Origin of the sequence: Bradyrhizobium sp. 197 (genome assembly GCF_023073375.1) — a bacterium.
Taxonomy (GTDB): Bacteria; Pseudomonadota; Alphaproteobacteria; order Rhizobiales; family Xanthobacteraceae; genus Bradyrhizobium.
The window spans coordinates 109,918-130,046 of the sequence record NZ_JADPJJ010000138.1; the positions used below are offsets into that span (position 1 = coordinate 109,918).

The following is a 20,129-nucleotide window of genomic DNA, read 5'->3' on the forward strand; positions in this document are numbered from 1 at the left end:
AGGCCGGCCTTTCGTAACGATGTGACGTCGGTCGTGCAGATCAGTACTTCGCGACGATCGGACCGCCGAAGCGATAGTTCAAGCGAACCGTGGCCATATCCACGTCCTGCTTGATGCTGTCGCTGCGGGTGTTCACACCGAGGAAGGTGAAGCTGTCGGTGTGCTTGCCCATGAACAGGTGGTTATATTCGACGGCGACCGACCAGTTCGGAGCGAAGCCGAACTCGATGCCGGTGCCGACCGTGCCACCCCAACGGGTTTCGTTGGCGGTATCGAGGGTGACGCCACCCAGAGTGCCGCTGAACTTGTTGTGGGTGACGGCCGCGCCGCCCTTCACGTACCAGAGCACGTTGTTCCAGGCATAACCCACCTGACCGGTGAAGAGGCCGATGGCGTCGATCTTGGTGTTGTTCACCAGCGGGAAGAACGCGGCGGGCGAGCTGGTGTTCGAGCCCTTCAGGTCAGCCCAATCGCCCTGGGCTTCGAGGCCGAACACCCAATTGCTGGACTGCCAGCGATAGCCGATCTGGCCGCCGACGATGGCGCCGGTTGCATTGTGGCAGCCTTCAGCCGTGACGGGGACTGGTGCGCCAAGCACCGAGGTCGTATCCCAGCAATTGTGGCTCGAGCCACCACCGGCGTTGGCGCCGATGTAGAAGCCGGTCCAGTTGTAGACCGAAGCCATAGCCACCGGAGCCTTGGTGTAGGGGCGCGCCGCGAGATCAGCGGCCGAAGCCGGGGCAGCGAGAGCGAACAAACAGGCCGAAGCCAACAAAATCTTTTTCATTTTCAACTAATCCCAGTCCCCAGTTTCTGTTGCCCTCCCTATTCGGGAAAGGCATCGGACACTCTCGTCCAACTGATGTCACTCTTACACTACTAAAGCCGCAAGTTGTGTGTCCCACCGGCCACAGCAGCCTGAAAATGGAGCACTTGTTGACCTGTTATTCCCGTCGGGGAACGGAAACGAAAAGGCCGGCGCGAAGGCCGGCCTTAGAGTTCTTGAATGATGTCAGTTGGATCAGTACTTCGCGAGGACCGGACCGCCCCAGCGATAGTTCAAGCGGACAAGCCCCATATCGACATCCTGGCTAATTCGGTCGCTTCCGAATGTTGCGCCCGCGGGCGTTGTGAAGCCGATCGTGCGATTGCCAAGGAAGATGTGGTCGTACTCAAAGCCCAGCGACCAGTTTGGTGCGAAGCCGAACTCCAAACCGGCTCCGACCGTCCCACCCCAGCGAGTTTCACGCGCCGAAGCCAGCAGCGTACCCGCGCCGGGCGTACCTGCGGCGGCATAGACGTCGTACTTGTCACCGACCACGGCGCCGCCGCCCTTCACGTAGAGCAGCACGTTGTTCCAGGCGTAACCGACCTGACCGGTGATGAGCCCGAAAGAATCGATGCGAGAACGGTTGCGATCACCGGTCACCAAAGCGGTGCCCGGAAACAGTGTGCTCACGTTGTCGCCCCGGAAGTCGGCCCAGTTGCCCTGGCCTTCAAAGCCGAACACCCAACTGGCCGTCTGCCAGCGATAGCCGATCTGCCCGCCGACGGTGCCGCCTGTCGCATTGTGACAGCCTTCGCCGACCAATGTACCGGTCACCGGCGTAACGAAGTCCCAGCACTTGTGGCTCGACCCGCCGCCGCCGTTGATGCCGATGTAGAAGCCGCTCCAGTCATAGATGGTCGCAACCATCGGCGCCGGAGCCTTGGTGTAGGGACGCGCCGCCAGATCTGCCGCGCTTGCAGGAGCCGATACGCCCAACGCCACGGCACCGATTGCGCCAAACACAAGCTTATTCATTGCCAGTCTCCCCAGGTTCGTCGCTTCTTGTTGATCCGAAGCGGCTGATCAGGCGTGACGCCCATATGAACTAAGTCCGAGGCGACGGTAGCTCCATCGAGCGGCAGAGTCCGTCGCCCGGATGCAACAATGGCAGGCGGTGAAAGCGCCAATAACTTGCTGAATGTTAAGTTGTTCTGCTCTTCGGACGGGAACCTACAAAGGTTCCATCCAACGCTTCTGCAGATGAAGCATCCGCGAGCGACCGAATGTCGGGTTTGCAGGAACAAATCTGGAACGAGATCCAAATAGATGCTATATTTGGGGATAACCGGAGGGATCATGGGCTGAGCGTCCCTTGCGAGCGTATAGGGTCCTCAGCAGGGTGGCAGAGGCCGCGGGCGCGGCCCCGCCTCGTGAAATTCAGTGGCATTCAAATTCAGTGGCATTCGGAGTGGAGAGCGGCGATGGCGGGAAGCGTCAACAAGGTCATTCTGGTTGGAAATCTCGGTAAGGATCCCGAAATCCGCCGCACCCAGGACGGGCGGCCGATCGCCAATCTGAGCGTCGCCACCTCGGAGACGTGGCGCGACAAGGCGACCGGCGAGCGCAAGGAAAAGACCGAGTGGCACCGCGTCGTGATCTTCAATGAAGGGCTCTGCAAGGTCGCCGAGCAGTATCTGAAGAAGGGCGCCAAGATTTACGTTGAGGGTGCGCTCCAGACCCGCAAATGGACCGACCAGAGTGGCGTGGAGAAGTACTCGACCGAGGTCGTGCTGCAGGGCTTCAACTCGACGCTGACGATGCTGGACGGTCGCAGCGGCGGCGGCGGAGCCGGCAGCTTCGGCGACGAGTCGGGCGGCGATTTCGGATCATCGGGTCCGGTCAGCAGCGCGCCGCGCCGCCCCGTTGCCGCCGGCGGCGGTGGCCGCAACAACGACATGGACGACGATATCCCGTTCTGAGCGATCCCGTTCCAAGAACGTGGCGTGTCGCACGATGCCGACGCGCCGGCCGGATGGGGCGGCGCTTCTCGTGTCGTGTCAGCAAATCTCGCTAATCGGCAGGACGGGCTCGGGATTTCCGGGCCCGCTTCATGTTTGGGTTGAGCTCGGATTGCGTCTCGGCAAGCGCGCTGACGGGCACGTTCGTCGCACGGTTTTCCAGGTGTTCCAGGTGTTCCAGGCGATTTCGCAAGGTCGATGTGGCGGCTGTCCGAGACATGGCTCGCAAGGGCTTAAGTTATTGGAAAAATAGGCGGAAAAAGCGCTTGCCCAAGCCTCGCAAGGGTGGTTATCCGAGCCTCGATGCGCTATATGATTCCCAGATAAAACCTCACCGGATTTCCCCTTGGCTGACGACGACGACAAGCCCGGCGACCAGCCGGCGCAACCCTCGGATATTCGCCCTGTCTCCATCTTCGAGGAGATGAAGAAGTCCTATCTCGATTACGCCATGAGCGTGATCGTGGCGCGGGCGCTGCCTGACGCCCGCGATGGCCTCAAGCCGGTGCATCGCCGCATCCTGTACTCGATGAACGAGCAGGGGCACACGCCCGACAAGAAGTACGTCAAGTCCGCCCGCGTGGTCGGCGACGTCATCGGTAAATATCATCCGCACGGCGACCAGTCGATCTATGACGCCATGGTCCGCATGGCGCAGAACTTCTCCATGCGCGTGCCGTTGATCGACGGCCAGGGCAATTTCGGCTCGGTCGACGGCGATCCCCCGGCTGCCTATCGTTACACGGAAGCCCGGTTGACGAAGGTGGCGCTGGCTCTGCTGGCCGACATCGACAAGGACACCGTCGACTTCCAGCCGAACTACGACAACAACGAGACCGAGCCGTCGGTCCTGCCGGCCAAGTTCCCGAACTTGCTCGTCAACGGCGCCGGCGGCATCGCGGTCGGCATGGCCACCAACATCCCGCCGCACAATCTCGGCGAGGTCATCGACGCCTGCGTCGCGTTGATCGACAACCCCGCGCTCACCATCGACGAGCTCATCAACATCGTGCCGGGACCGGATTTCCCGACCGGCGGCGTCATCCTCGGACGGCAGGGCATCCGCGCCGCCTATCACCTCGGCCGCGGCTCGGTCATGATGCGCGGCAAGGTCGCGATCGAGACCATCCGCAAGGAGCGCGAGGCGATCATCATCACCGAGATTCCCTACCAGGTGAACAAGGCGACGATGGTCGAGCGCATCGCCGAGCTGGTGAAGGAAAAGAAGATCGAGGGCATCGGCGACCTGCGCGATGAATCGGATCGCGACGGCTACCGCGTCGTCATCGAATTGAAGCGCGACGCCGTGCCGGATGTAGTGCTGAATCAGCTGTACAGGTTCACCCCGCTGCAGACGAGCTTCGGCGTCAACATGGTTGCGCTCGACAGCGGCCGTCCGCGGATCATGCATCTGAAGGACCTGCTGGCGATCTTCGTCGACTTCCGTGAGCGGGTCGTCACGCGGCGCACCAAGTTCCTGCTCGCCAAGGCGCGCGATCGCGCCCATATCCTGGTCGGTCTGGCGATCGCGGTCGCCAATATCGACGAAATGATCCGCGTGATCCGGACCTCGCCCGACCCGACCACCGCCCGCGACACCCTGATGTCACGCGACTGGCCGGCCCGGGACGTCGAGGACATGCTGACGCTGATCGACGATCCGCGCCACCGCATCAGTGAGAACGGCACGATCCGCCTGTCGATGGAGCAGGCGAGGGCCATTCTCGACCTGCGCCTGCAGCGCCTCACCGCACTCGGCCGTGACGAAATCCGCGAGGAGCTCGACAAGCTCGCCGGTGAGATCGCCGACTATCTCGACATCCTGCGCTCGCGCGACCGCGTGCTGGGCATCATCAAGACCGAGCTCGCCGAAGTGAAGGCCGAGTTCGCCACCCCGCGCCGCACCGTCATCATCGAGCAGGAAGGCGAGGTCGAGGACGAGGACCTGATCCAGCGCGAGGATATGGTCGTCACCGTCTCCCACGCCGGCTACGTCAAGCGCGTGCCGCTGTCGGCCTATCGCGCGCAGCGCCGCGGCGGCAAGGGCCGCGCCGGCATGCAGACCCGCGACGAGGATTTCGTCAGCCGTCTGTTCGTGGCCTCCACGCACACGCCGATGCTGTTCTTCTCCTCGCGCGGCCAGGTCTACAAGATAAAGGTCTGGCGCCTGCCGATGGCCGCGCCGAACGCGCGCGGCAAGGCGCTGATCAACATCCTGCCGCTGGAGCAGGGCGAGCGCATCACCACCATCATGCCGCTGCCGGAGGATGAATCCACCTGGGGCAACCTCGACGTGATGTTCGCCACGACAGGCGGCAACGTCCGGCGCAACAAGCTGTCCGATTTCGTCGACGTCCGCCGCTCCGGCATCATCGCGATGAAGCTCGACGAAAATGAAGCGATCGTCGACGTGCAGATCTGCACCGAACACGACGACGTGCTTTTGACCGGCGCCGGCGGCCAGTGCATCCGTTTCCCCGTCACTGACGTGCGCGTGTTCACCGGGCGTACCTCGATGGGCGTGCGCGGCATTGCGCTTGGCGAGGGCGACAAGGTGATCTCGCTGGCGATTCTGCGTCATGTCGAGACCTCATCGGAGGAGCGCTCGGCGTACCTGAAGATGCGCCGTGCAGTCGTCGGCGAAGCCGCGACTGAGGAAGCAGCAGTGGATGCCGAGGCCGAGGAGACCTCGGGCAGCTACCAGCTCGCCCAGGAGCGCTATGTCGAGCTGTCGGCGGCCGAGCAGGTCGTGCTGACCGTCTCCGTCAATGGCTATGGCAAGCGGACTTCGTCCTACGAGTACCGCACCACGGGCCGCGGCGGCAAAGGCATCGTCGCCATGAGCGTCAACAACCGCAACGGCAACCTCGTGGCCTCCTTCCCGGTGGAAGAGGCCGACCAGATCATGCTGGTCACCGACAAGGGCCAGCTGATCCGCTGCCCGGTCGAAGGTATCCGCGTGGCCGGCCGCTCGACGCAGGGCGTGATCGTGTTCGACACCGCCGAGGACGAGCATGTCGTCTCGGTCGAGCACATCACGGAAGAGGCCGAGAGCGGGAACGGCGAGAACGGGAACTAACGCCGGCTACGGGGCGATTTCGGTTCGACCGAACTCGGCTTTTCTGGCTCCCAAGGCTTTTTTGCAAGCACGTCGGCGTGCCTCTCGCCTAAGACGCTGACGATAGAATTTAGGAGCACATCAATTCTATTCGTGATCTTGTAACCGCAAACGGGTCGGGCAACTTCGGCACTTGCTGCAGAAAAGAAGATAATTTCAGGCTTGCTACTATTGGTTCCCGGAGCGGAAACTAACATTTCGGCCATTCCAAATCCGGCTGGACTATGGGTGTTTTGCTCTTCATTGAAGCGAACTAACGCGCGCGATTTCGCCATCTCCGCTCCATACTGTTGGAGCTCGTCAGCTTTCATAAAGGCCTTGGTCAAGCTGGGATCCGGAAAATCAAAATAGTGCACTCGACAGCGGTCGAGCTTGCGTTGGCGATTGTCGGGATCTTTTGGCCGCCAGATGTTTGTAATAAGCAAGTCGAATGGACTGATCCGCATGGCTTCGAGTGCCTCTGCCGTTGTCGGAACCTGAACGACGATTAGTTTGAGCGTTTGTTCTAGAAAGTCCGCAATTGCCGCGTTCACAATTTCATTTGGTTTGTCGTCGACCCACAGGATTCGCGAGTGGACGATAGCGGGAGCAATACGTGAGGCCCGAACGAGTGCAGTCTTCACCGCTCGCTCATCAAAGAGGTAAAGGGAGTTTGATTTTACTGCTGCTTCGAGATTGGCCGCATCCTGATCAATAGTCTCTCGAGTAAACTTGAATCCGAAAACCTCACCTCCTGTGAGCCCCCAAAGCCATTTTTCTAAGAATTCTTGGTGATTAATGATCCAAACGGCAACCGTCGCTGCGAGGACAATTTTGAACAGCGAGGTCATCACATTGAAAAGGGTTTCCAATGCGGAAGACACAATCGTCAGCAAGCCGGGGTCAGATGGTTTAGACGCAGGCTCTTTTGCCCGAGGTTGCGCGTAGCTTCTGTTGCCTGGCATTGCATCCAAATTCTTTGAAGAATAAATCTACAATGTAGGGTAGTCTATAATTCAGATGCACAACTTAGCATTCTCCAACCTAAATCTCCAGCTCCGTCCCGAACTCCACCACCTGCTTGGTCGGCACGCCGAAGAATGCGGCCGAGCGTTCGGCGTTGCGCTGGAGGAAGGCAAACAGGGTTTCTCTCCAGACCCACATGCCCGGGACGTCCTCGCGCGGGATGATGGTCTCGCGCCCGACATAATAGGTGATGTCGGAGAGGTCGATGCCGGACAGCTTGCCGTGGCGGCAGGCGAGGGTCAGTCCTTCGTAGATCGTCGGGTTCTGCATGAAGCCGTAATGCAGGATGACGCGGGTGATGCCGGGGATGATCTCGATCACCTCGGTACGGTCCTCGTCAGTGATATGCGGAAGCTCCTCGATCAGCACGGTGACGAGGACGATACGCTCGTGCAGCACGTGGTTGTGCTTGACGAACTGGGTCAGCGCCAGCGGTACGCCGCGCGGCGCCGACGCCAGGAACACAGCCGTCCCGGGCAGTCGGGCGCTGCATTTGTTGACCGCCGTCTCGATCAGATCCTCCTCGGGCTGGCGCAGTTTTCCGCGCGCGGCCTCGACCAGCTTCACGCCGGCGCGCCACGTCAGCATCAGGAAGGCGACGAGGGCCGCGAGCAGCAGCGGAAACCAGCCGCCTTCGAACAGCTTGATCGAGTTGGCCGAGAAGAAGATCAGGTCGATCACGAAGAAGAAGCCGTTCACGGGCACTACCAGCCACGGCGAATAGCCCCACTGGATTGCGACCAGGGCGGCGAGCAGCGTGGTGATCGCCATCAGGAGCGACACCGCGATGCCATAGGCGCCGGCGAGCGCCTCCGAGGTGCCGAAGCTCAGGACCGCGCCGAGCGTTGCGGCGGCGAGCAGCCAGTTCACCAGGGGCACGTAGATCTGGCCGATCGCGTCACTCGTGGTGTGGCGAATCTGCATGCGCGGAAGGAAGCCGAGCTGGATCGACTGCTGGGTCAGCGAGAACACGCCGGAGATGATCGCCTGCGAGGCGATCACGGTCGCAACCGCCGAGAACGCCACCAGCGGATAGTGCAGGGCGTCGGGGCAGAGCTGGAAGAACGGATTTTCGATCATTGTGGGGTCGGTGATCAAGAGCGCGGCCTGGCCGAAATAGTTCAGCACCAGCGCGGGCAGGCAGATCGCGAACCAGGCCAGCCGGATCGGCAGACGGCCGAAATGCCCCATGTCGGCATACATGGCCTCGCCGCCGGTCACCGCGAGGAAGGCCGCGCCGAGGATCGCGAAGGAGACATGGAAATCCTGGTGGATCAGGAATTCGAACGCATAGAGCGGGCTGAGCGCCGCCAGCACCGCCGGCGCCTTGACGATGCCGTGGATGCCGAGCGCGGCCAGCACGAAGAACCAGGCCAGCATCACCGGTCCGAAGATGCGGCCAATGAAGCCGGTGCCCTGCTTCTGCATTATGAACAGGCCAACCAGGATGACGATGGTGACGGGCACCACGACGGGCGCCAGCGAGGGGGCGTCGACCTTGAGGCCCTCGATGGCGCTGAGCACTGAGATCGCGGGCGTGATCGCGCCGTCTCCGTAGAGCAGCGCAGCGCCGACGAGGCCGACGACCAGCAGATGGGCGCGCCAGGTGCCGGGTTGGGCGTTGCGCGCGTGCAGCAGCGCCAGCAGCGCGACGATGCCGCCTTCGCCGCGGTTGTCCGCACGCAGGATCAGCAGCGCATATTTCAGCGAGATGATGAGCAGCAGTGCCCAGAGGATCAGCGAGGCAACGCCCAGAACAGCATCGTTGGTCACTGCGCCGCCGTGGGCGGCGGCCTTGGCGGCTTCCTTCAGGGCGTAGAGGGGACTGGTGCCGATATCGCCATAGACCACCCCGAGGGCCCCCATGGTCATGGCGATCGGCACAGGGTCAGGATGATGGCCGGAGGCGACTGCGGGCGTACTGGACAAGATCGACCCCCGATGGGATCGCGCCCGTCGGACCATTCCGACGGGCGCGAGCATCAGGCAGTCTGCGACGGGATGTCGCAAATATCCATCTTCATTATCTTGGGCTTTATATCGGGGTTTGTGACGCGAAGCTGACAGACCCGATTACGGGGTACGGTCGGCGGTCACGAGGCGAGCCTCGCGGATGTTGGCTTTGGTACCGACCTGGCGGAGACAGGAGGCCTCGAAATTCGGCCAAGCCTGCTGCGAGCAGTCCTTGCCGATGGCGCGGATATCGAGCCGGTCGCTCTTGGCGAGCGGCTGCGGCACGCTGGCCTCGACGGTCGGGGCGAAGCCGGGCAGGAGGGTGAGAGCGGCAGCGACACACGCAGAGATGGCGATCGCTGAAAGAGCCTTGATCATTGACAGTCCCCTGTGCTGCGGCCGCTACGCCCAGTGTGCGGCCCGTCATTTCGTTGGCTGGATTAGTAACCATGACCAGTTTCCGGACGTCTTCGCGGCTGTGGGAAATGGTTTCGTTCGCGCGTCCTTTGGTTTCGTGGCCGCCCTCAGGACGAAACAAACCCGCCATCGTCGACATGGCCGGACGGACATTTTGCGGAAAATGGGCAGGAAATGGCCAGGGAACCCGCCCGGCTTGCCGGCCCGGGCCGGGCGCGGTAGGACGTGACCATGCCGCGCATTGCCTTCTACCCAGGTTCCTTCGACCCCATCACCAACGGCCATCTGGACGTGGTCCGGCACAGCGTGCCGCTGTGCGACAGGCTCGTTGTCGCAATCGGGGTGCATCCCGGCAAGAAGCCGTTGTTCTCGACCGAGGAGCGGCTAAAGATGCTCCATGACGTCTGCGGGCCGGTGGCGGCCCAGGCCGGCTGCGTGCTCGAGGCTGTGACGTTTGACGATCTGTCGGTGGTCTCGGCGCGCAAGCACGGTGCGACCATCATGATTCGGGGCCTGCGCGACGGCACCGACCTCGACTACGAGATGCAGCTCGCCGGCATGAACGGCGCCATGGCGCCCGAGGTGCATACGGTCTTCCTGCCGGCCTCTCCCATGGTCCGCCCGATCACCGCCACTTTGGTGCGCCAGATCGCCGCCATGGGCGGTGACGTCTCGGCCTTCGTCCCGCCGCTGGTTGCGGCACAGCTCAAGGCAAAATTCGCCTGATAACGGCGCGTTTCCTCTCTCATCTCTGATCCGGAGTTATCATGATCCGAATTCTCGCAGTTCTTGCCGCGGTTCTGTTCGCGGCGCCGGCCTTCGCGCAAGCCTTGCCGGCGGGCCTCGACAAGGCCAACGCCGTCGTCATCGACACCACCAAGGGCCGCATCGTCATCAAGCTGCGGACGGATCTGGCGCCCCAGCACGCCGAGCGCATCAAGCAGCTCGCGCGCGAGGGCTATTACAACAACGTGCCGTTCCACCGCGTCATGGACGGCTTCATGGCGCAGACCGGCGACGGCGAGAAATTCAACGGCACCGGCGGCTCGAAATATCCGAATCTGAAACAGGAATTCTCCAAGGTGCATTTTGCCCGCGGCATCGTCGGGATGGCGCGGCGCGGCGACAGCGTCGACACTGCCAACTCGCAATTCTTCATCATGTTTGCGGACGGCGGCAGCCTCGACAACCAGTACACCGTGATCGGCGAGGTCGTGCAGGGCATGGACGTCGTCGACAAGCTGAAGAAGGCGCCTCCCGGATCAAGCGGCGGCACCGTCACCGACCCCGACAAGATGGTGAAGGTGCAGGTCGCTTCCGACATCAAGTAGGAGAGACGATGGCGCGCTGCGCTGGCAAGCTCCTGCTGGTTGCCGCGGTTCTGCTGCTCGGCGTCTCCGGAGCGGCCGCCGGGGACACGCAGGTCAACACCATCCAGGACATCTTCCGGCATCTGCGCACCTGCTGGAAGCCGCCGCCTGCCGCCAGGGCCCGTCCCATCGACATCACCGTCGTCGTGAGTTTTAACCGGGCTGGAAACATTCTGGGCCATCCGAGGATTACCTATGAATCCGCGGAGGCTTCCGACGATGACCGGCTGCAATACCGGGTCGCGGTGATGGAGGCATTGCAACGCTGCACGCCGATGCCATTTACCGATGCGATGGCCGGCGCCGCTGCGGGGCGTCCATTCGCGATCCAGTTTCGCAACCGGAAGACTTCACCCTCAACCCAAGAGAGACGAGCATGAGTGCCACCGAAAACACCCTGATCCTCGAGACCACCCAGGGCCCCGTCACCATCGAGATGCGGCCTGATCTGGCGCCCGGCCACGTCGCGCGCATCAAGGAGCTCGTGCGCGAAGGCTTCTACGACGGCATCGTGTTCCATCGCGTGATCGACGGCTTCATGGCGCAGACCGGCTGCCCGCAGGGCACCGGCACCGGCGGCTCCGGCCAGAAGCTGAAGGCCGAGTTCAGCAAGGAGCCGCATGTGCGCGGCGTCACCTCGATGGCCCGTGCGGCAAGCCCCGACTCCGGCGACAGCCAGTTCTTCATCGTGTTCGACGACGCCCGCTTTCTCGACAACCAGTACACGGTGTGGGGCAAGGTCACCGAGGGCATGGATAACGTCGACAAGATCAAGCGCGGCGAGCCCGTGCAGAACCCCGACAAAATCGTCAAGGCGCGGATGGCGGCTGACGCGGAGTAGGCGTTTCCCCTCATGGTGAGGAGGCGCGTAGCGCCGTCTCGAACCATGAAGGCCAAGCTGCAGCAGCGGGGCCTTCATCCTTCGAGACGCGCGTTCCGCGCTCCTCAGGATGACTATGTGGCGCTGAATCCGACATGCGGACCGATCTCTTCGATTTCGACCTGCCCGCCGAGCGCATCGCATTGCGCCCGGCGAGCCCGCGCGACTCCGCGAAGATGCTGGTTGTCGATCACGGCACGCTGCGCGACCGTGTCATCGCCGACCTGCCGCAATGGCTGAAGCCGGGCGACCAGCTTGTTGTCAACGACACCAAGGTGATCGCGGCGCAATTGAAGGGCCGCCGCATCGGCCGCGAGACCGAGCCGAAGATCGAGGCGACGCTGATCAAGCGCGTCGACGGCTCGCGCTGGCAGGCACTGGTGAAGCCCGCCAAGAAACTCACGCCCGGCGACCGCATTCGCTTCGGCAATGAGGGCAAGGTCTGCCTGCTCGGCCATCTCGACGCCGAGGTCGAGGCCAAGGGCACTGAGGGTGAGGTGACGCTGTCATTCTCGTTCCACGGCCCGATACTGGATCAAGCCATCGCCGATCTCGGCAGCCCGCCGCTGCCGCCCTACATCGCCTCCAAACGCACGCCGGATGATCAGGACCTCGCCGACTACCAGACTATGTTCGCGGCGAATGAAGGCGCCGTTGCCGCGCCGACAGCAGGCCTGCATTTCACGCCGGCCCTGGAGCAGGCGTTGCACGCGCGCGGCGTCGGCATCAACCGCGTCACGCTGCATGTCGGGGCAGGGACGTTCCTGCCGGTGAAGGTGGACGACACCGAAGGCCACAAGATGCATGCCGAGTGGGGCACGATCTCGGCCGAGACGGCGGGAAATCTCAACACCGCGCGGAGCAATGGCGGCCGTATCATCGCGGTCGGCACCACGTCATTGCGGCTGCTCGAAAGCGCAGCCAGCGCGGATGGCGTCATTCAGCCATTCGCCGCCGAGACGTCGATCTTCATCATCCCCGGCTATCGCTTCCGCGCCGTCGATATCATGCTGACCAATTTCCATCTGCCGAAGTCGACGCTGTTCATGCTGGTGTCGGCATTCTCGGGGCTTGAGGCGATGCAGCAGGCCTATGCGCATGCGATCGCGAATGGCTACCGGTTCTATTCGTATGGCGATGCGTGTTTGTTGTTTCGGGCAGAGCCGTAAGGTGGGCAAAGGCGCGTAGCGCCGTGCCCACCCGACGTACCCGTTACACCATCACGCGCAGCGGCAACAGCTCCGCGATCTGCACCGCGTTCAACGCGGCGCCCTTGAGCAGCTGATCCGCCGCCACGAACATCGAGATCGAATGCCCAGAGGGGTCGCTGAGATCCTTGCGGATGCGGCCGACCAGGACGTCGTCCTGGCCCGAGGCGTCGATCGGCATCGGGAAGTAGTTCTTCACGCGGTCGTCGACCAGCTTCACGCCGGGCGCCTGCGCCATGATGGCGCGGACCTGGTCTTCGCTGATCGGCTTCTCGCATTCGAAGGTGATGGCCTCGCAATGAGCCCGCAGTACCGGCACGCGCACGCAGGTGACGCCGATCGCGATCTTGTCGTCCTCGAAGATCTTGCGGGTTTCCTTGATGACCTTGGTCTCTTCGTCGTTGTAGCCGGTCTCAGGATCGATCGCCGTGTTGTGGTTGAAGAGGTTGAAGGCGTAGGGATGCGGCATCACCTTGGGCGCGTAGGCCTGCCCGTTGAGATTGGCGCGGGTGGACTCGACGAGCTCCTCCATCGCGGCGGCACCGGCGCCGCTTGCCGCCTGGTAGGTCGAGATGATCACGCGCTTGATGCGGTTGCTCTGGTGGATCGGCCACAGCGGCACCAGCGCGGTGATTGCGGCACAGTTCGGGTTGGCGATGATGCCCTTGTGGTCGCGGATGCGGTTGCCGTTGACCTCCGGAATCACCAGCGGCACGTTCGGGTCCATGCGGAAGGCGGAGGAGTTGTCGACCACGACGGCGCCTGCCTTGACAGCGATGGGAGCGAACTTCTTCGAGATGCTGCCGCCGGCGGAAAACAGCGCGATGTCGACGCCTTCGAAGGCGCGCTCGGACAGCTCCTCGATGAGGATTTTTTGCCCGCGGAACGACACCCTCTTGCCGGCCGAGCGGGCGCTTGCGAGCGCCTTGAGCTTGCCAACGCGAAAGCCGCGCTTGTCCATGGTAGCGATGAATTCGGCGCCCACCGCACCGGTGACGCCGACAATCGCGACGACGGGATCGTTACTCACTTTGTCCTCCATTGAATTGAGAATTGAGACAACAAAAAAGCCCCGGACCAACGAGGGCGGGGCTTCGGTAGAGTGGATTGCGTTCTAGTCGACGACTACACGCGCACGCCTCCCCGGGCCCCGAAGGCCGTGGTGGTTTTAGTCGTGCGTTTGATGGTCGTGAACATGGCGGCGACTTATGGGGGAGAGTCTTGCGGTCGTCAATGGTTTTTCGGCGGGATTGGGGCCGCCGCTATCTCGTCCGGGCGCCCGGCGGTTCGAGGATGACCTCCTTGAGGTTGTCGCCACTGATGACGACGATCGCAAAATTCAGCCGGCCGCCTTCGCGCACCAGCCCCCCGCTGATCGCCTTGCCGGAGGCCGCACGTTCGGCGACGTGCACGGCATCCGCAAGGCGGTGCTTGATGGCACCGAGCGCTGCGAGGTTGCTGCGGTCGTCGAGATCGAGCTCGGCGAGGGGAGGGCAGCTTCGCCGCCGACGAGCTCGCCGGTCGCGGCATTGATGGTGTGGCGCCAGATCCGGTCGTTGTGCAGGGTCTTCACCCGGTAGACCGGCACGCCGGAGGCTCCGTCGAAGCTCACATCCGCCGTGGTGGCACCGGCGTGGCGGGATTCCGCAATCGCCATGGCCTGGCTGATCGAGATCGACGTGCTGCGGAAGCGCTCGATCTCGCGGCTGACCGCTTGGCGATCGGCCTCAGCGTCACCATCTGTCTCGCCGTGAAGCGCGGCCGGCGTGCCCGTGCTCACGATCGCCCGCGCCGGCGCTGCAAGGAGCACTGCGGACAGGGCGATCGCAAGCAATCCCGAGGTCCATGGTTTGGCTGTCGTCATGCTCGAAACCCTCGGCCAGCGAGTGTGCCGGATGATCGTAAAGAATTTGCGGCCGACCTTGGGCATCGGTCGGCCGCTGAGCGTCGTGACGGGCTGTACCCGCCGCGGCGATCGAAGCGGTGCGGATCTCTTTGGGGCTGGTGAAAAAGCGATCCGCATCGCCCTATAATTAAACCATACCGTATCGTTTTGTTTTGGTCAACGGCGCGGGCGCGGGTCCACTCGGAAAAGATCGCAACCTCACGGAATTGTCAGCGGGACGGACGCCGCCGCTGCGTGCTCTTGGCGGCGCCCTGGACGCGGTCCGCCGGTCCGAGCGCACCGGCCAAAAACAGCTTGATCGCAGCGCGCATTCGTTTTTCCGCGACCTTCATCTCCGGCGGCGTTCCAAACGTCGCCAGGCGATGATTGTGACCGACGACGACGTCGAGGAACACCTCGGCCGCGATGGTCGTGTCGTCGACGTCGAGCGCACTTTGCGCCATCAGATGGTCGAAGAAGCGCGCCGTGGTGGCGACGGCCTTGAGCCAGCCTTCCTCTTTGCCGAGCTTGGCGACATCGGGAAAGTTGATGGCCTGTGACGTCATCATGCGGCTGAAGGCGACGGCGTCGGGACCGCAGGTGAATGTCAGCATCTCGCGCCCGATCGCGACCAGCCGCTGCTCGACCGAAATGTCCGAGGCGCTGCTGATCTGCGTTTCGGCGGCTGCCGACAGCGGCGCAAGCCAGCGCGCGATTTCGCGCCTCAGCACGGCCGCGAACAGGCCGCGCTTGTCGCCGTAACGGGAATAAACCGTGGGTTTGCTGACGCGTGCCGCTTCCGCGACCGCATCAAGCGAGGTCGCGTCAAAGCCGCGATCCAGGAAGAGGCGGGTGGCGACCTCGATCAGCCGTTGATCCCGCTCGATCGCTGCACTTTTGGTCGGCCGGCCGCCACGCGATTTCGGCACCTCGCGGCGGGGCGCCGCCGGTCTTGTCTTGGTCGCAGTCAATCCCATGCCCGATGATTCCTGCGCGTTCCTGACATCGATCATTGCTCTATAACGCGCAGCAGCCGGGGCGTCATCGCCAATCTGGCCGAATTGGTCGTATCGTCAACGGTCTCGGTAAGACCTCGTTCCTCCGTGAGGGCCTCACGGAAGCGTCGAAGTCCAGGCCTGGCCAGCCGCCGCCTTCTCATATCCGTACTGATACAGCGCCCGCATATAGGCAGTGTCGAACCCTTCCGAGGCCGGCGCGGGATAGTCGCGCGCGATGTAGGAGAGATGGAAACCCAGGCGGTTGCGCTTGGCGAAATCATAGGTCGAGAAGATGATCGAACGGGTCTGGGACTGGGTGATCGACGACAGGCTGCGTGAGGCGACGTCGATGGTGCTGTTGGAGACGAGCTCGAAGTTGCGTTCGATCTTCTTGTTGACGAGGATGTAGATGTCCAATTTCGCAGTGCCGGGCAGGCGACTGCCCTGGACAAGCAGGGCTTCCGGCAGCGTCAGCACCGGGGCCGTCACGCCGCCGTCGACATGCATCTCCTGAAACCTGCGGCCCTGGCCTTCGGCGTCGATCATGATCGGCGGAAACACCAGCGGTATGCTGGCGGAGGCCGCCATCACGTCGCGAAACAGCTTTAGCGCGTCGGGCGTGCCGACTGCGGCGATCTTGCCCATGTCCCAGATGGCGGTGCGCTGGGTGTCGAGATCGGTCGTCACGATCAGCAGCCTGCGACCCTTGGCGTTTTCGCGCGCGACCTGCGCCATGATCTCCGGCCCGACATAGCGGGCGACGAGTTCGCGCAGCCGCGTGTTGCCGAACAGCCCGGATCCGAACAGCACGCGCATGATGCTGGGATCGCTCAACAGGCTCTCCGCGATACCGCTGGTGTAGACCTCCTTCAGCGTCTCGTCATATTGCGAGCCGAGATACGCAAAGGGCGCAATCAGGCCGCCGGTGCTCACACCCGAGACGACCGAGAAGGCGGGACGGGTTCTGGCTGCGGTCCAGCCGTTGAGCACGCCGACGCCGTAGGCGCCGTCGGCGCCGCCGCCAGACAGAGCCAGGTAGGACTTCGTCGCGGTGCCGGTGTCCTTCTCGAAGTTGAATTTCGCGATGGGTTCGTCGGCGTAGCGCCGGAGGCCGTCGATATCGAGCACCCGCGAGGTGCTGGCTTCAGCTGCGGTATAGGGCGTGCGGGGCAGGGAGGTGCAGGCGCCGAGCGCCAGGCTGCACACCAGGAATCCGATCAGGCGGGCGCCTGTCTGCCTCGTCCAGCCATGCGAACGGCCGAACATCTCACTCGAACTTGAAGGGAAGGGCATTGTCGGTGGCTGGCGATCACGCATCTACCGCCGCCGGCAACATCGCCGCGGCAGTTCGTCCAGCCCGGCATAAAACTACACTGTATCGTTTTGTTTAACAAGGGATGCGGGTGCAAATATCCGTGTCCCAAATATCCGTGCCCGGCGTGTCCCAGTCTGATGCACAAGCCGGCGCAAGCAACGCCTGAGCGGGTTGATCGGCCTGCCCCGACACGCAATAAGCACCCTCATGAATCGTCCTGACACCGGTCTGCCCATTCATTTCGAACTGCTCGCCACCGACGGCGCCGCGCGCACCGGGCGCCTGACCACGCCGCACGGTGTGGTGCGCACGCCCGCGTTCATGCCGGTCGGCACCGCCGGCGCGATGAAGGGCATGCACTGGCGCGAGGTGCGTGAGGCCGGTGCCGACATCGTGCTCGGCAACACCTATCATCTGATGCTGCGTCCCGGCGCGGAGCGGATCGCGGCGCTGGGCGGCCTGCAGACATTCACCGGCTGGAACGGCCCGATGCTGACGGATTCCGGCGGCTTCCAGGTGATGTCGCTGGCGGATTTGCGCAAGGTCAGCGAGCACGCCGTCACATTCCGTTCGCATATCGATGGCGCCAAGGTCGAGTTGTCGCCGGAGCGCTCGATCGAGGTGCAGCGTTTGCTCGGCTCCGACATCGCCATGCAGATGGACGAATGCGTGCGGCTGCCGGCCGAGCGCGCCGACATCGACCGCGCGATGCAATTGTCGCTGCGCTGGGCCGAGCGGAGCAAGCGCGCCTTCGAGAGCGCGCCCGAGGGCTACATGCTGTTCGGCATCGTGCAGGGCGGCGACATACCGCAGCTTCGCCATGCCAGTGCGCAGGGCCTCATCGAGATCGGTTTCCACGGCTATGCGATCGGCGGCCTCGCCGTCGGCGAGCCTCAGGCCGTGATGCTGGCGATGATCGACGAGACCGCGCCGCTGCTGCCGAGGGAGCGGCCGCGCTATCTGATGGGCGTCGGTACACCGGACGACATGCTCCAGGCGGTCAAGCGCGGTATCGACATGTTCGATTGCGTGATGCCGACGCGCAATGGCCGGCATGGCGTTGCGTTCACACGCTTCGGCCAGGTGAATTTGCGCAACGCCCGCCATGCCGACGATCCGCGTCCGCTCGACGAAGAGAGCTCCTGGCCGTCGGCGCGCACCTACGCGCGCGCCTATTTGCACCACCTCGTCAAGTCGGGCGAGACGCTGGGTGCGATGCTGCTGTCCGAGATCAATGTCGCTTATTACCAGTTCCTGATGCAGGGCATCAGGGACGCGGTCGCACGGGGAACGTTCGAGGAATTCTATCAGCGTACGCGCGAGGACTGGGCGAGGGGCGACATCGCCCCGCGCTAGCTCGACTGCACAGGGTCAGTTGCACACGAAATGTTGCTTGACGGCGTGCTTGGTCACGAAGCCATAGCCGCAATTGTCGCAGGTCCAGAGATAGCTGATCACGTGGTCCGACACATATGCTGAAGCTTCGGCTGCGACCATGGAGTCGGCGCAGACGGGACAGGTAGGCAACGCGCTACAACGCGGATAGTGGTGGTGTGTGACGGTCGACAACACTTCAGCGACTGCTGACATCGTGGTGACCTTCCTGCTTCGAGACGTAAGTCTAACATAAGCAGAATCAGTTGACGAGGTCGCAACACAAATGCGTTGGTTTTCTGATAATTAAAGCTCACGCGATTTTGCGATGCAGCGTATTTAACATGTTGCCGCAATGTCGCTTGCCTGTCGCCGCAGGCTGTTTGTAACTGCACAAGAGACGCGACAGAAGCGCAAATTGTCGTCACAGGGAGTTCATCATGGACGCATCGTCCAGCACGGGTGCAGCGCACCAACCCGGCCGCGGCCGGATCTACGACTCGATCGTCGATGCTTTTGGCGACACGCCGGTCGTTCGCCTGCGACGGCTGCCGGCCATGCACGGCGTCAACGCGACCATTTTGGCAAAACTTGAATACTTCAATCCGGCCGCCAGCGTGAAGGACCGCATCGGCGCGGCCATGATCATCGCCATGGAGAAGGCCGGCATCGTCAAGCCCGACACCGTGCTGATCGAGCCGACCTCCGGCAATACCGGCATCGCGCTGGCCTTCGTCGCGGCGTCGCGCGGCTACAGGCTCAAGCTGGTCATGCCGGAGTCGATGTCGATCGAACGGCGCAAGATGCTGGCCTTTCTCGGCGCTGAGCTCGTGCTGACACCGGCGGCGCAGGGCATGAAGGGCGCGATCGCGACGGCCGAAGAGCTGTTGAAGACGACGCCGAATTCGGTGATGCCGCAGCAGTTCAAGAATCTCGCCAATCCCGAGGTGCATCGCCGTACCACCGCGGAGGAGATCTGGAACGACACCGGCGGCAATATCGATTTCTTCGTCGCTGGCGTCGGCACCGGCGGCACCATCACCGGCGTCGGCCAGGTGCTCAAGCCGCGCAAGCCCTCGCTGCGGGTGGTCGCGGTCGAGCCCGAGGAAAGTCCGGTACTGTCGGGCGGCCAGCACATGCCGCACAAGATCCAGGGTATCGGCGCCGGCTTCGTGCCCGACATCCTCGACGGTTCTGTGATCGACGAGATCGTCAAGATCAACTCGACGACGGCGATCGAGACCTCCCGCGCGCTGGCGCGGCATGAGGGTATTCCTGGCGGCATCTCCTCCGGCGCTGCCATTGCGGCTGCGCTACAGATCGGCAAGCGGCCGGAAGCTGCGGGAAAAACCATTCTGGCTATAGTGCCGTCCTTCTCCGAACGGTATCTTTCGACGGCACTGTTTGAGGGAATCTAGGACATGGCTGATCAACCACCGAGGCGGCCGCGCACGCTCGGCGATGCCAGGACCGAGGCCGAGGCGGCGTTCAAGAAGGTGACGACCAAGGTCGCAGTGGCGCCGCCGAAGCAGAACGTAGCCCCGAGGGTCAAGGAGCAGGTCACGCTGCGGATCGATCAGGACGTGCTGGAGCATTTCCAGGCAGGTGGACCCGGCTGGCAGGACCGCATCAACGACGCGTTGCGGAAAGCTGCTGGGAAGTAGGCGCCAGCTGGCTGAGGGACTCGCAACGAAAAAGCCCGGCGCGAACCGGGCTTTTGTGCTGTGTGCCGAGTATGAACGACAGCTTGGAGGTGGAAGTCCTCTATCCAGCCTGATGGCGGCGAAGGATTAGCGAAGCGCAAGGGCGTCATCGTGAG

At 63.1% G+C, this 20,129-nt stretch carries 20 protein-coding genes and 1 pseudogene; 11 read left to right on the forward strand and 10 right to left on the reverse strand.

What is annotated here, in order from left to right; translation table 11 throughout:
- Positions 1 to 40: 40 nt before the first annotated feature.
- Positions 41 to 787 carry an outer membrane protein gene (locus IVB27_RS30875; protein ID WP_247446635.1) on the reverse strand — a complete coding sequence of 249 codons (747 nt, stop codon included), beginning with the start codon at positions 785 to 787 and terminating at the stop codon, positions 41 to 43.
- Positions 788 to 1,021: 234 nt separating this feature from the next.
- Complete coding sequence (locus tag IVB27_RS30880; RefSeq protein ID WP_247446636.1) at positions 1,022 to 1,804, reverse strand: outer membrane protein; 783 nt, start codon at positions 1,802 to 1,804, stop codon at positions 1,022 to 1,024.
- 446 nt (positions 1,805 to 2,250) lie between these two features.
- On the opposite strand from IVB27_RS30880, the gene IVB27_RS30885 reads away from it, so the two are divergent.
- Both IVB27_RS30885 and gyrA read left to right on the forward strand, forming a co-directional pair.
- Complete coding sequence (locus tag IVB27_RS30885; protein ID WP_247446637.1) at positions 2,251 to 2,748, forward strand: single-stranded DNA-binding protein; 498 nt, start codon at positions 2,251 to 2,253, stop codon at positions 2,746 to 2,748.
- Positions 2,749 to 3,133: 385 nt separating this feature from the next.
- Positions 3,134 to 5,866, forward strand: coding sequence for a DNA gyrase subunit A (gyrA, locus tag IVB27_RS30890; RefSeq protein WP_247349120.1), 2,733 nt, complete (start codon positions 3,134 to 3,136; stop codon positions 5,864 to 5,866).
- Here the strand turns inward: gyrA and IVB27_RS30895 are convergent.
- The 3 genes from IVB27_RS30895 to IVB27_RS30905 form a co-directional block, all read right to left on the reverse strand.
- A complete protein-coding gene (locus tag IVB27_RS30895; protein ID WP_247446638.1) occupies positions 5,863 to 6,780 on the reverse strand; it encodes a DNA-binding transcriptional response regulator in 918 nt (305 codons plus the stop codon). The two genes, gyrA and IVB27_RS30895, sit on opposite strands and share 4 nt — an antisense overlap.
- A gap of 148 nt (positions 6,781 to 6,928) precedes the next feature.
- A complete protein-coding gene (locus IVB27_RS30900) occupies positions 6,929 to 8,782 on the reverse strand; it encodes a potassium transporter Kup (RefSeq protein ID WP_247343443.1) in 1,854 nt (617 codons plus the stop codon).
- 201 nt (positions 8,783 to 8,983) lie between these two features.
- Positions 8,984 to 9,241 carry a hypothetical protein gene (locus tag IVB27_RS30905; RefSeq protein WP_247343440.1) on the reverse strand — a complete coding sequence of 86 codons (258 nt, stop codon included), beginning with the start codon at positions 9,239 to 9,241 and terminating at the stop codon, positions 8,984 to 8,986.
- 270 nt (positions 9,242 to 9,511) lie between these two features.
- Here IVB27_RS30905 and coaD point away from each other — a divergent pair, with 270 nt between their 5' ends.
- From coaD to queA, 5 genes are all read left to right on the forward strand, one after another.
- On the forward strand, positions 9,512 to 10,006 hold the full coding sequence (gene coaD / locus IVB27_RS30910) for a pantetheine-phosphate adenylyltransferase (protein WP_247446639.1): 495 nt from the start codon (positions 9,512 to 9,514) through the stop codon (positions 10,004 to 10,006).
- A gap of 41 nt (positions 10,007 to 10,047) precedes the next feature.
- Positions 10,048 to 10,611 carry a peptidylprolyl isomerase gene (locus tag IVB27_RS30915; RefSeq protein WP_247343435.1) on the forward strand — a complete coding sequence of 188 codons (564 nt, stop codon included), beginning with the start codon at positions 10,048 to 10,050 and terminating at the stop codon, positions 10,609 to 10,611.
- An 8-nt stretch (positions 10,612 to 10,619) separates the two neighbouring features.
- Positions 10,620 to 11,030, forward strand: a complete 411-nt coding sequence (locus IVB27_RS30920) for a UCP034077 family protein (protein ID WP_247446640.1) — start codon at positions 10,620 to 10,622, stop codon at positions 11,028 to 11,030.
- Complete coding sequence (locus tag IVB27_RS30925) at positions 11,027 to 11,491, forward strand: peptidylprolyl isomerase (RefSeq protein ID WP_247343427.1); 465 nt, start codon at positions 11,027 to 11,029, stop codon at positions 11,489 to 11,491. Before IVB27_RS30920 ends, IVB27_RS30925 begins: the two co-directional genes overlap by 4 nt.
- A 134-nt stretch (positions 11,492 to 11,625) precedes the next feature.
- Positions 11,626 to 12,699, forward strand: a complete 1,074-nt coding sequence (gene queA, locus IVB27_RS30930) for a tRNA preQ1(34) S-adenosylmethionine ribosyltransferase-isomerase QueA (RefSeq protein WP_247446641.1) — start codon at positions 11,626 to 11,628, stop codon at positions 12,697 to 12,699.
- A gap of 43 nt (positions 12,700 to 12,742) precedes the next feature.
- Here queA and IVB27_RS30935 read toward each other — a convergent pair whose 3' ends face one another.
- The gene (locus IVB27_RS30935; RefSeq protein ID WP_247446642.1) at positions 12,743 to 13,780 is read right to left on the reverse strand and encodes an aspartate-semialdehyde dehydrogenase; all 1,038 of its coding nucleotides are present in this window, start codon (positions 13,778 to 13,780) and stop codon (positions 12,743 to 12,745) included.
- A 220-nt stretch (positions 13,781 to 14,000) separates the two neighbouring features.
- Positions 14,001 to 14,602 (reverse strand): annotated as a pseudogene (locus IVB27_RS30940) (PepSY domain-containing protein).
- On the opposite strand from IVB27_RS30940, the gene IVB27_RS30945 reads away from it, so the two are divergent.
- Positions 14,601 to 14,771 carry a hypothetical protein gene (locus IVB27_RS30945; protein ID WP_247446644.1) on the forward strand — a complete coding sequence of 57 codons (171 nt, stop codon included), beginning with the start codon at positions 14,601 to 14,603 and terminating at the stop codon, positions 14,769 to 14,771. The pseudogene IVB27_RS30940 and the gene IVB27_RS30945 overlap by 2 nt on opposite strands.
- Before the next feature lie 82 nt (positions 14,772 to 14,853).
- Here IVB27_RS30945 and IVB27_RS30950 read toward each other — a convergent pair whose 3' ends face one another.
- Together IVB27_RS30950 and IVB27_RS30955 are read right to left on the reverse strand one after the other, a co-directional pair.
- Positions 14,854 to 15,600: a TetR/AcrR family transcriptional regulator gene (locus IVB27_RS30950; RefSeq protein ID WP_247446645.1), complete on the reverse strand. Its 747-nt coding sequence runs from the start codon at positions 15,598 to 15,600 to the stop codon at positions 14,854 to 14,856.
- A gap of 135 nt (positions 15,601 to 15,735) precedes the next feature.
- A complete protein-coding gene (locus IVB27_RS30955) occupies positions 15,736 to 16,887 on the reverse strand; it encodes a patatin-like phospholipase family protein (protein ID WP_247446646.1) in 1,152 nt (383 codons plus the stop codon).
- A 256-nt stretch (positions 16,888 to 17,143) separates the two neighbouring features.
- Between IVB27_RS30955 and tgt the strand changes: the two genes are divergently transcribed.
- Positions 17,144 to 18,292: a tRNA guanosine(34) transglycosylase Tgt gene (gene tgt / locus IVB27_RS30960; RefSeq protein WP_247446647.1), complete on the forward strand. Its 1,149-nt coding sequence runs from the start codon at positions 17,144 to 17,146 to the stop codon at positions 18,290 to 18,292.
- A gap of 15 nt (positions 18,293 to 18,307) precedes the next feature.
- Here tgt and IVB27_RS30965 read toward each other — a convergent pair whose 3' ends face one another.
- A complete protein-coding gene (locus IVB27_RS30965) occupies positions 18,308 to 18,526 on the reverse strand; it encodes a hypothetical protein (protein ID WP_247446648.1) in 219 nt (72 codons plus the stop codon).
- Positions 18,527 to 18,750: 224 nt separating this feature from the next.
- Here IVB27_RS30965 and cysK point away from each other — a divergent pair, with 224 nt between their 5' ends.
- Both cysK and IVB27_RS30975 read left to right on the forward strand, forming a co-directional pair.
- The gene (cysK, locus tag IVB27_RS30970; protein WP_247446649.1) at positions 18,751 to 19,728 is read left to right on the forward strand and encodes a cysteine synthase A; all 978 of its coding nucleotides are present in this window, start codon (positions 18,751 to 18,753) and stop codon (positions 19,726 to 19,728) included.
- Between the two features lie 3 nt (positions 19,729 to 19,731).
- Positions 19,732 to 19,974 (forward strand): BrnA antitoxin family protein, encoded by a 243-nt coding sequence (locus tag IVB27_RS30975; protein ID WP_247446650.1) that lies wholly within the window; start codon positions 19,732 to 19,734, stop codon positions 19,972 to 19,974.
- Positions 19,975 to 20,129 lie beyond the last annotated feature (155 nt).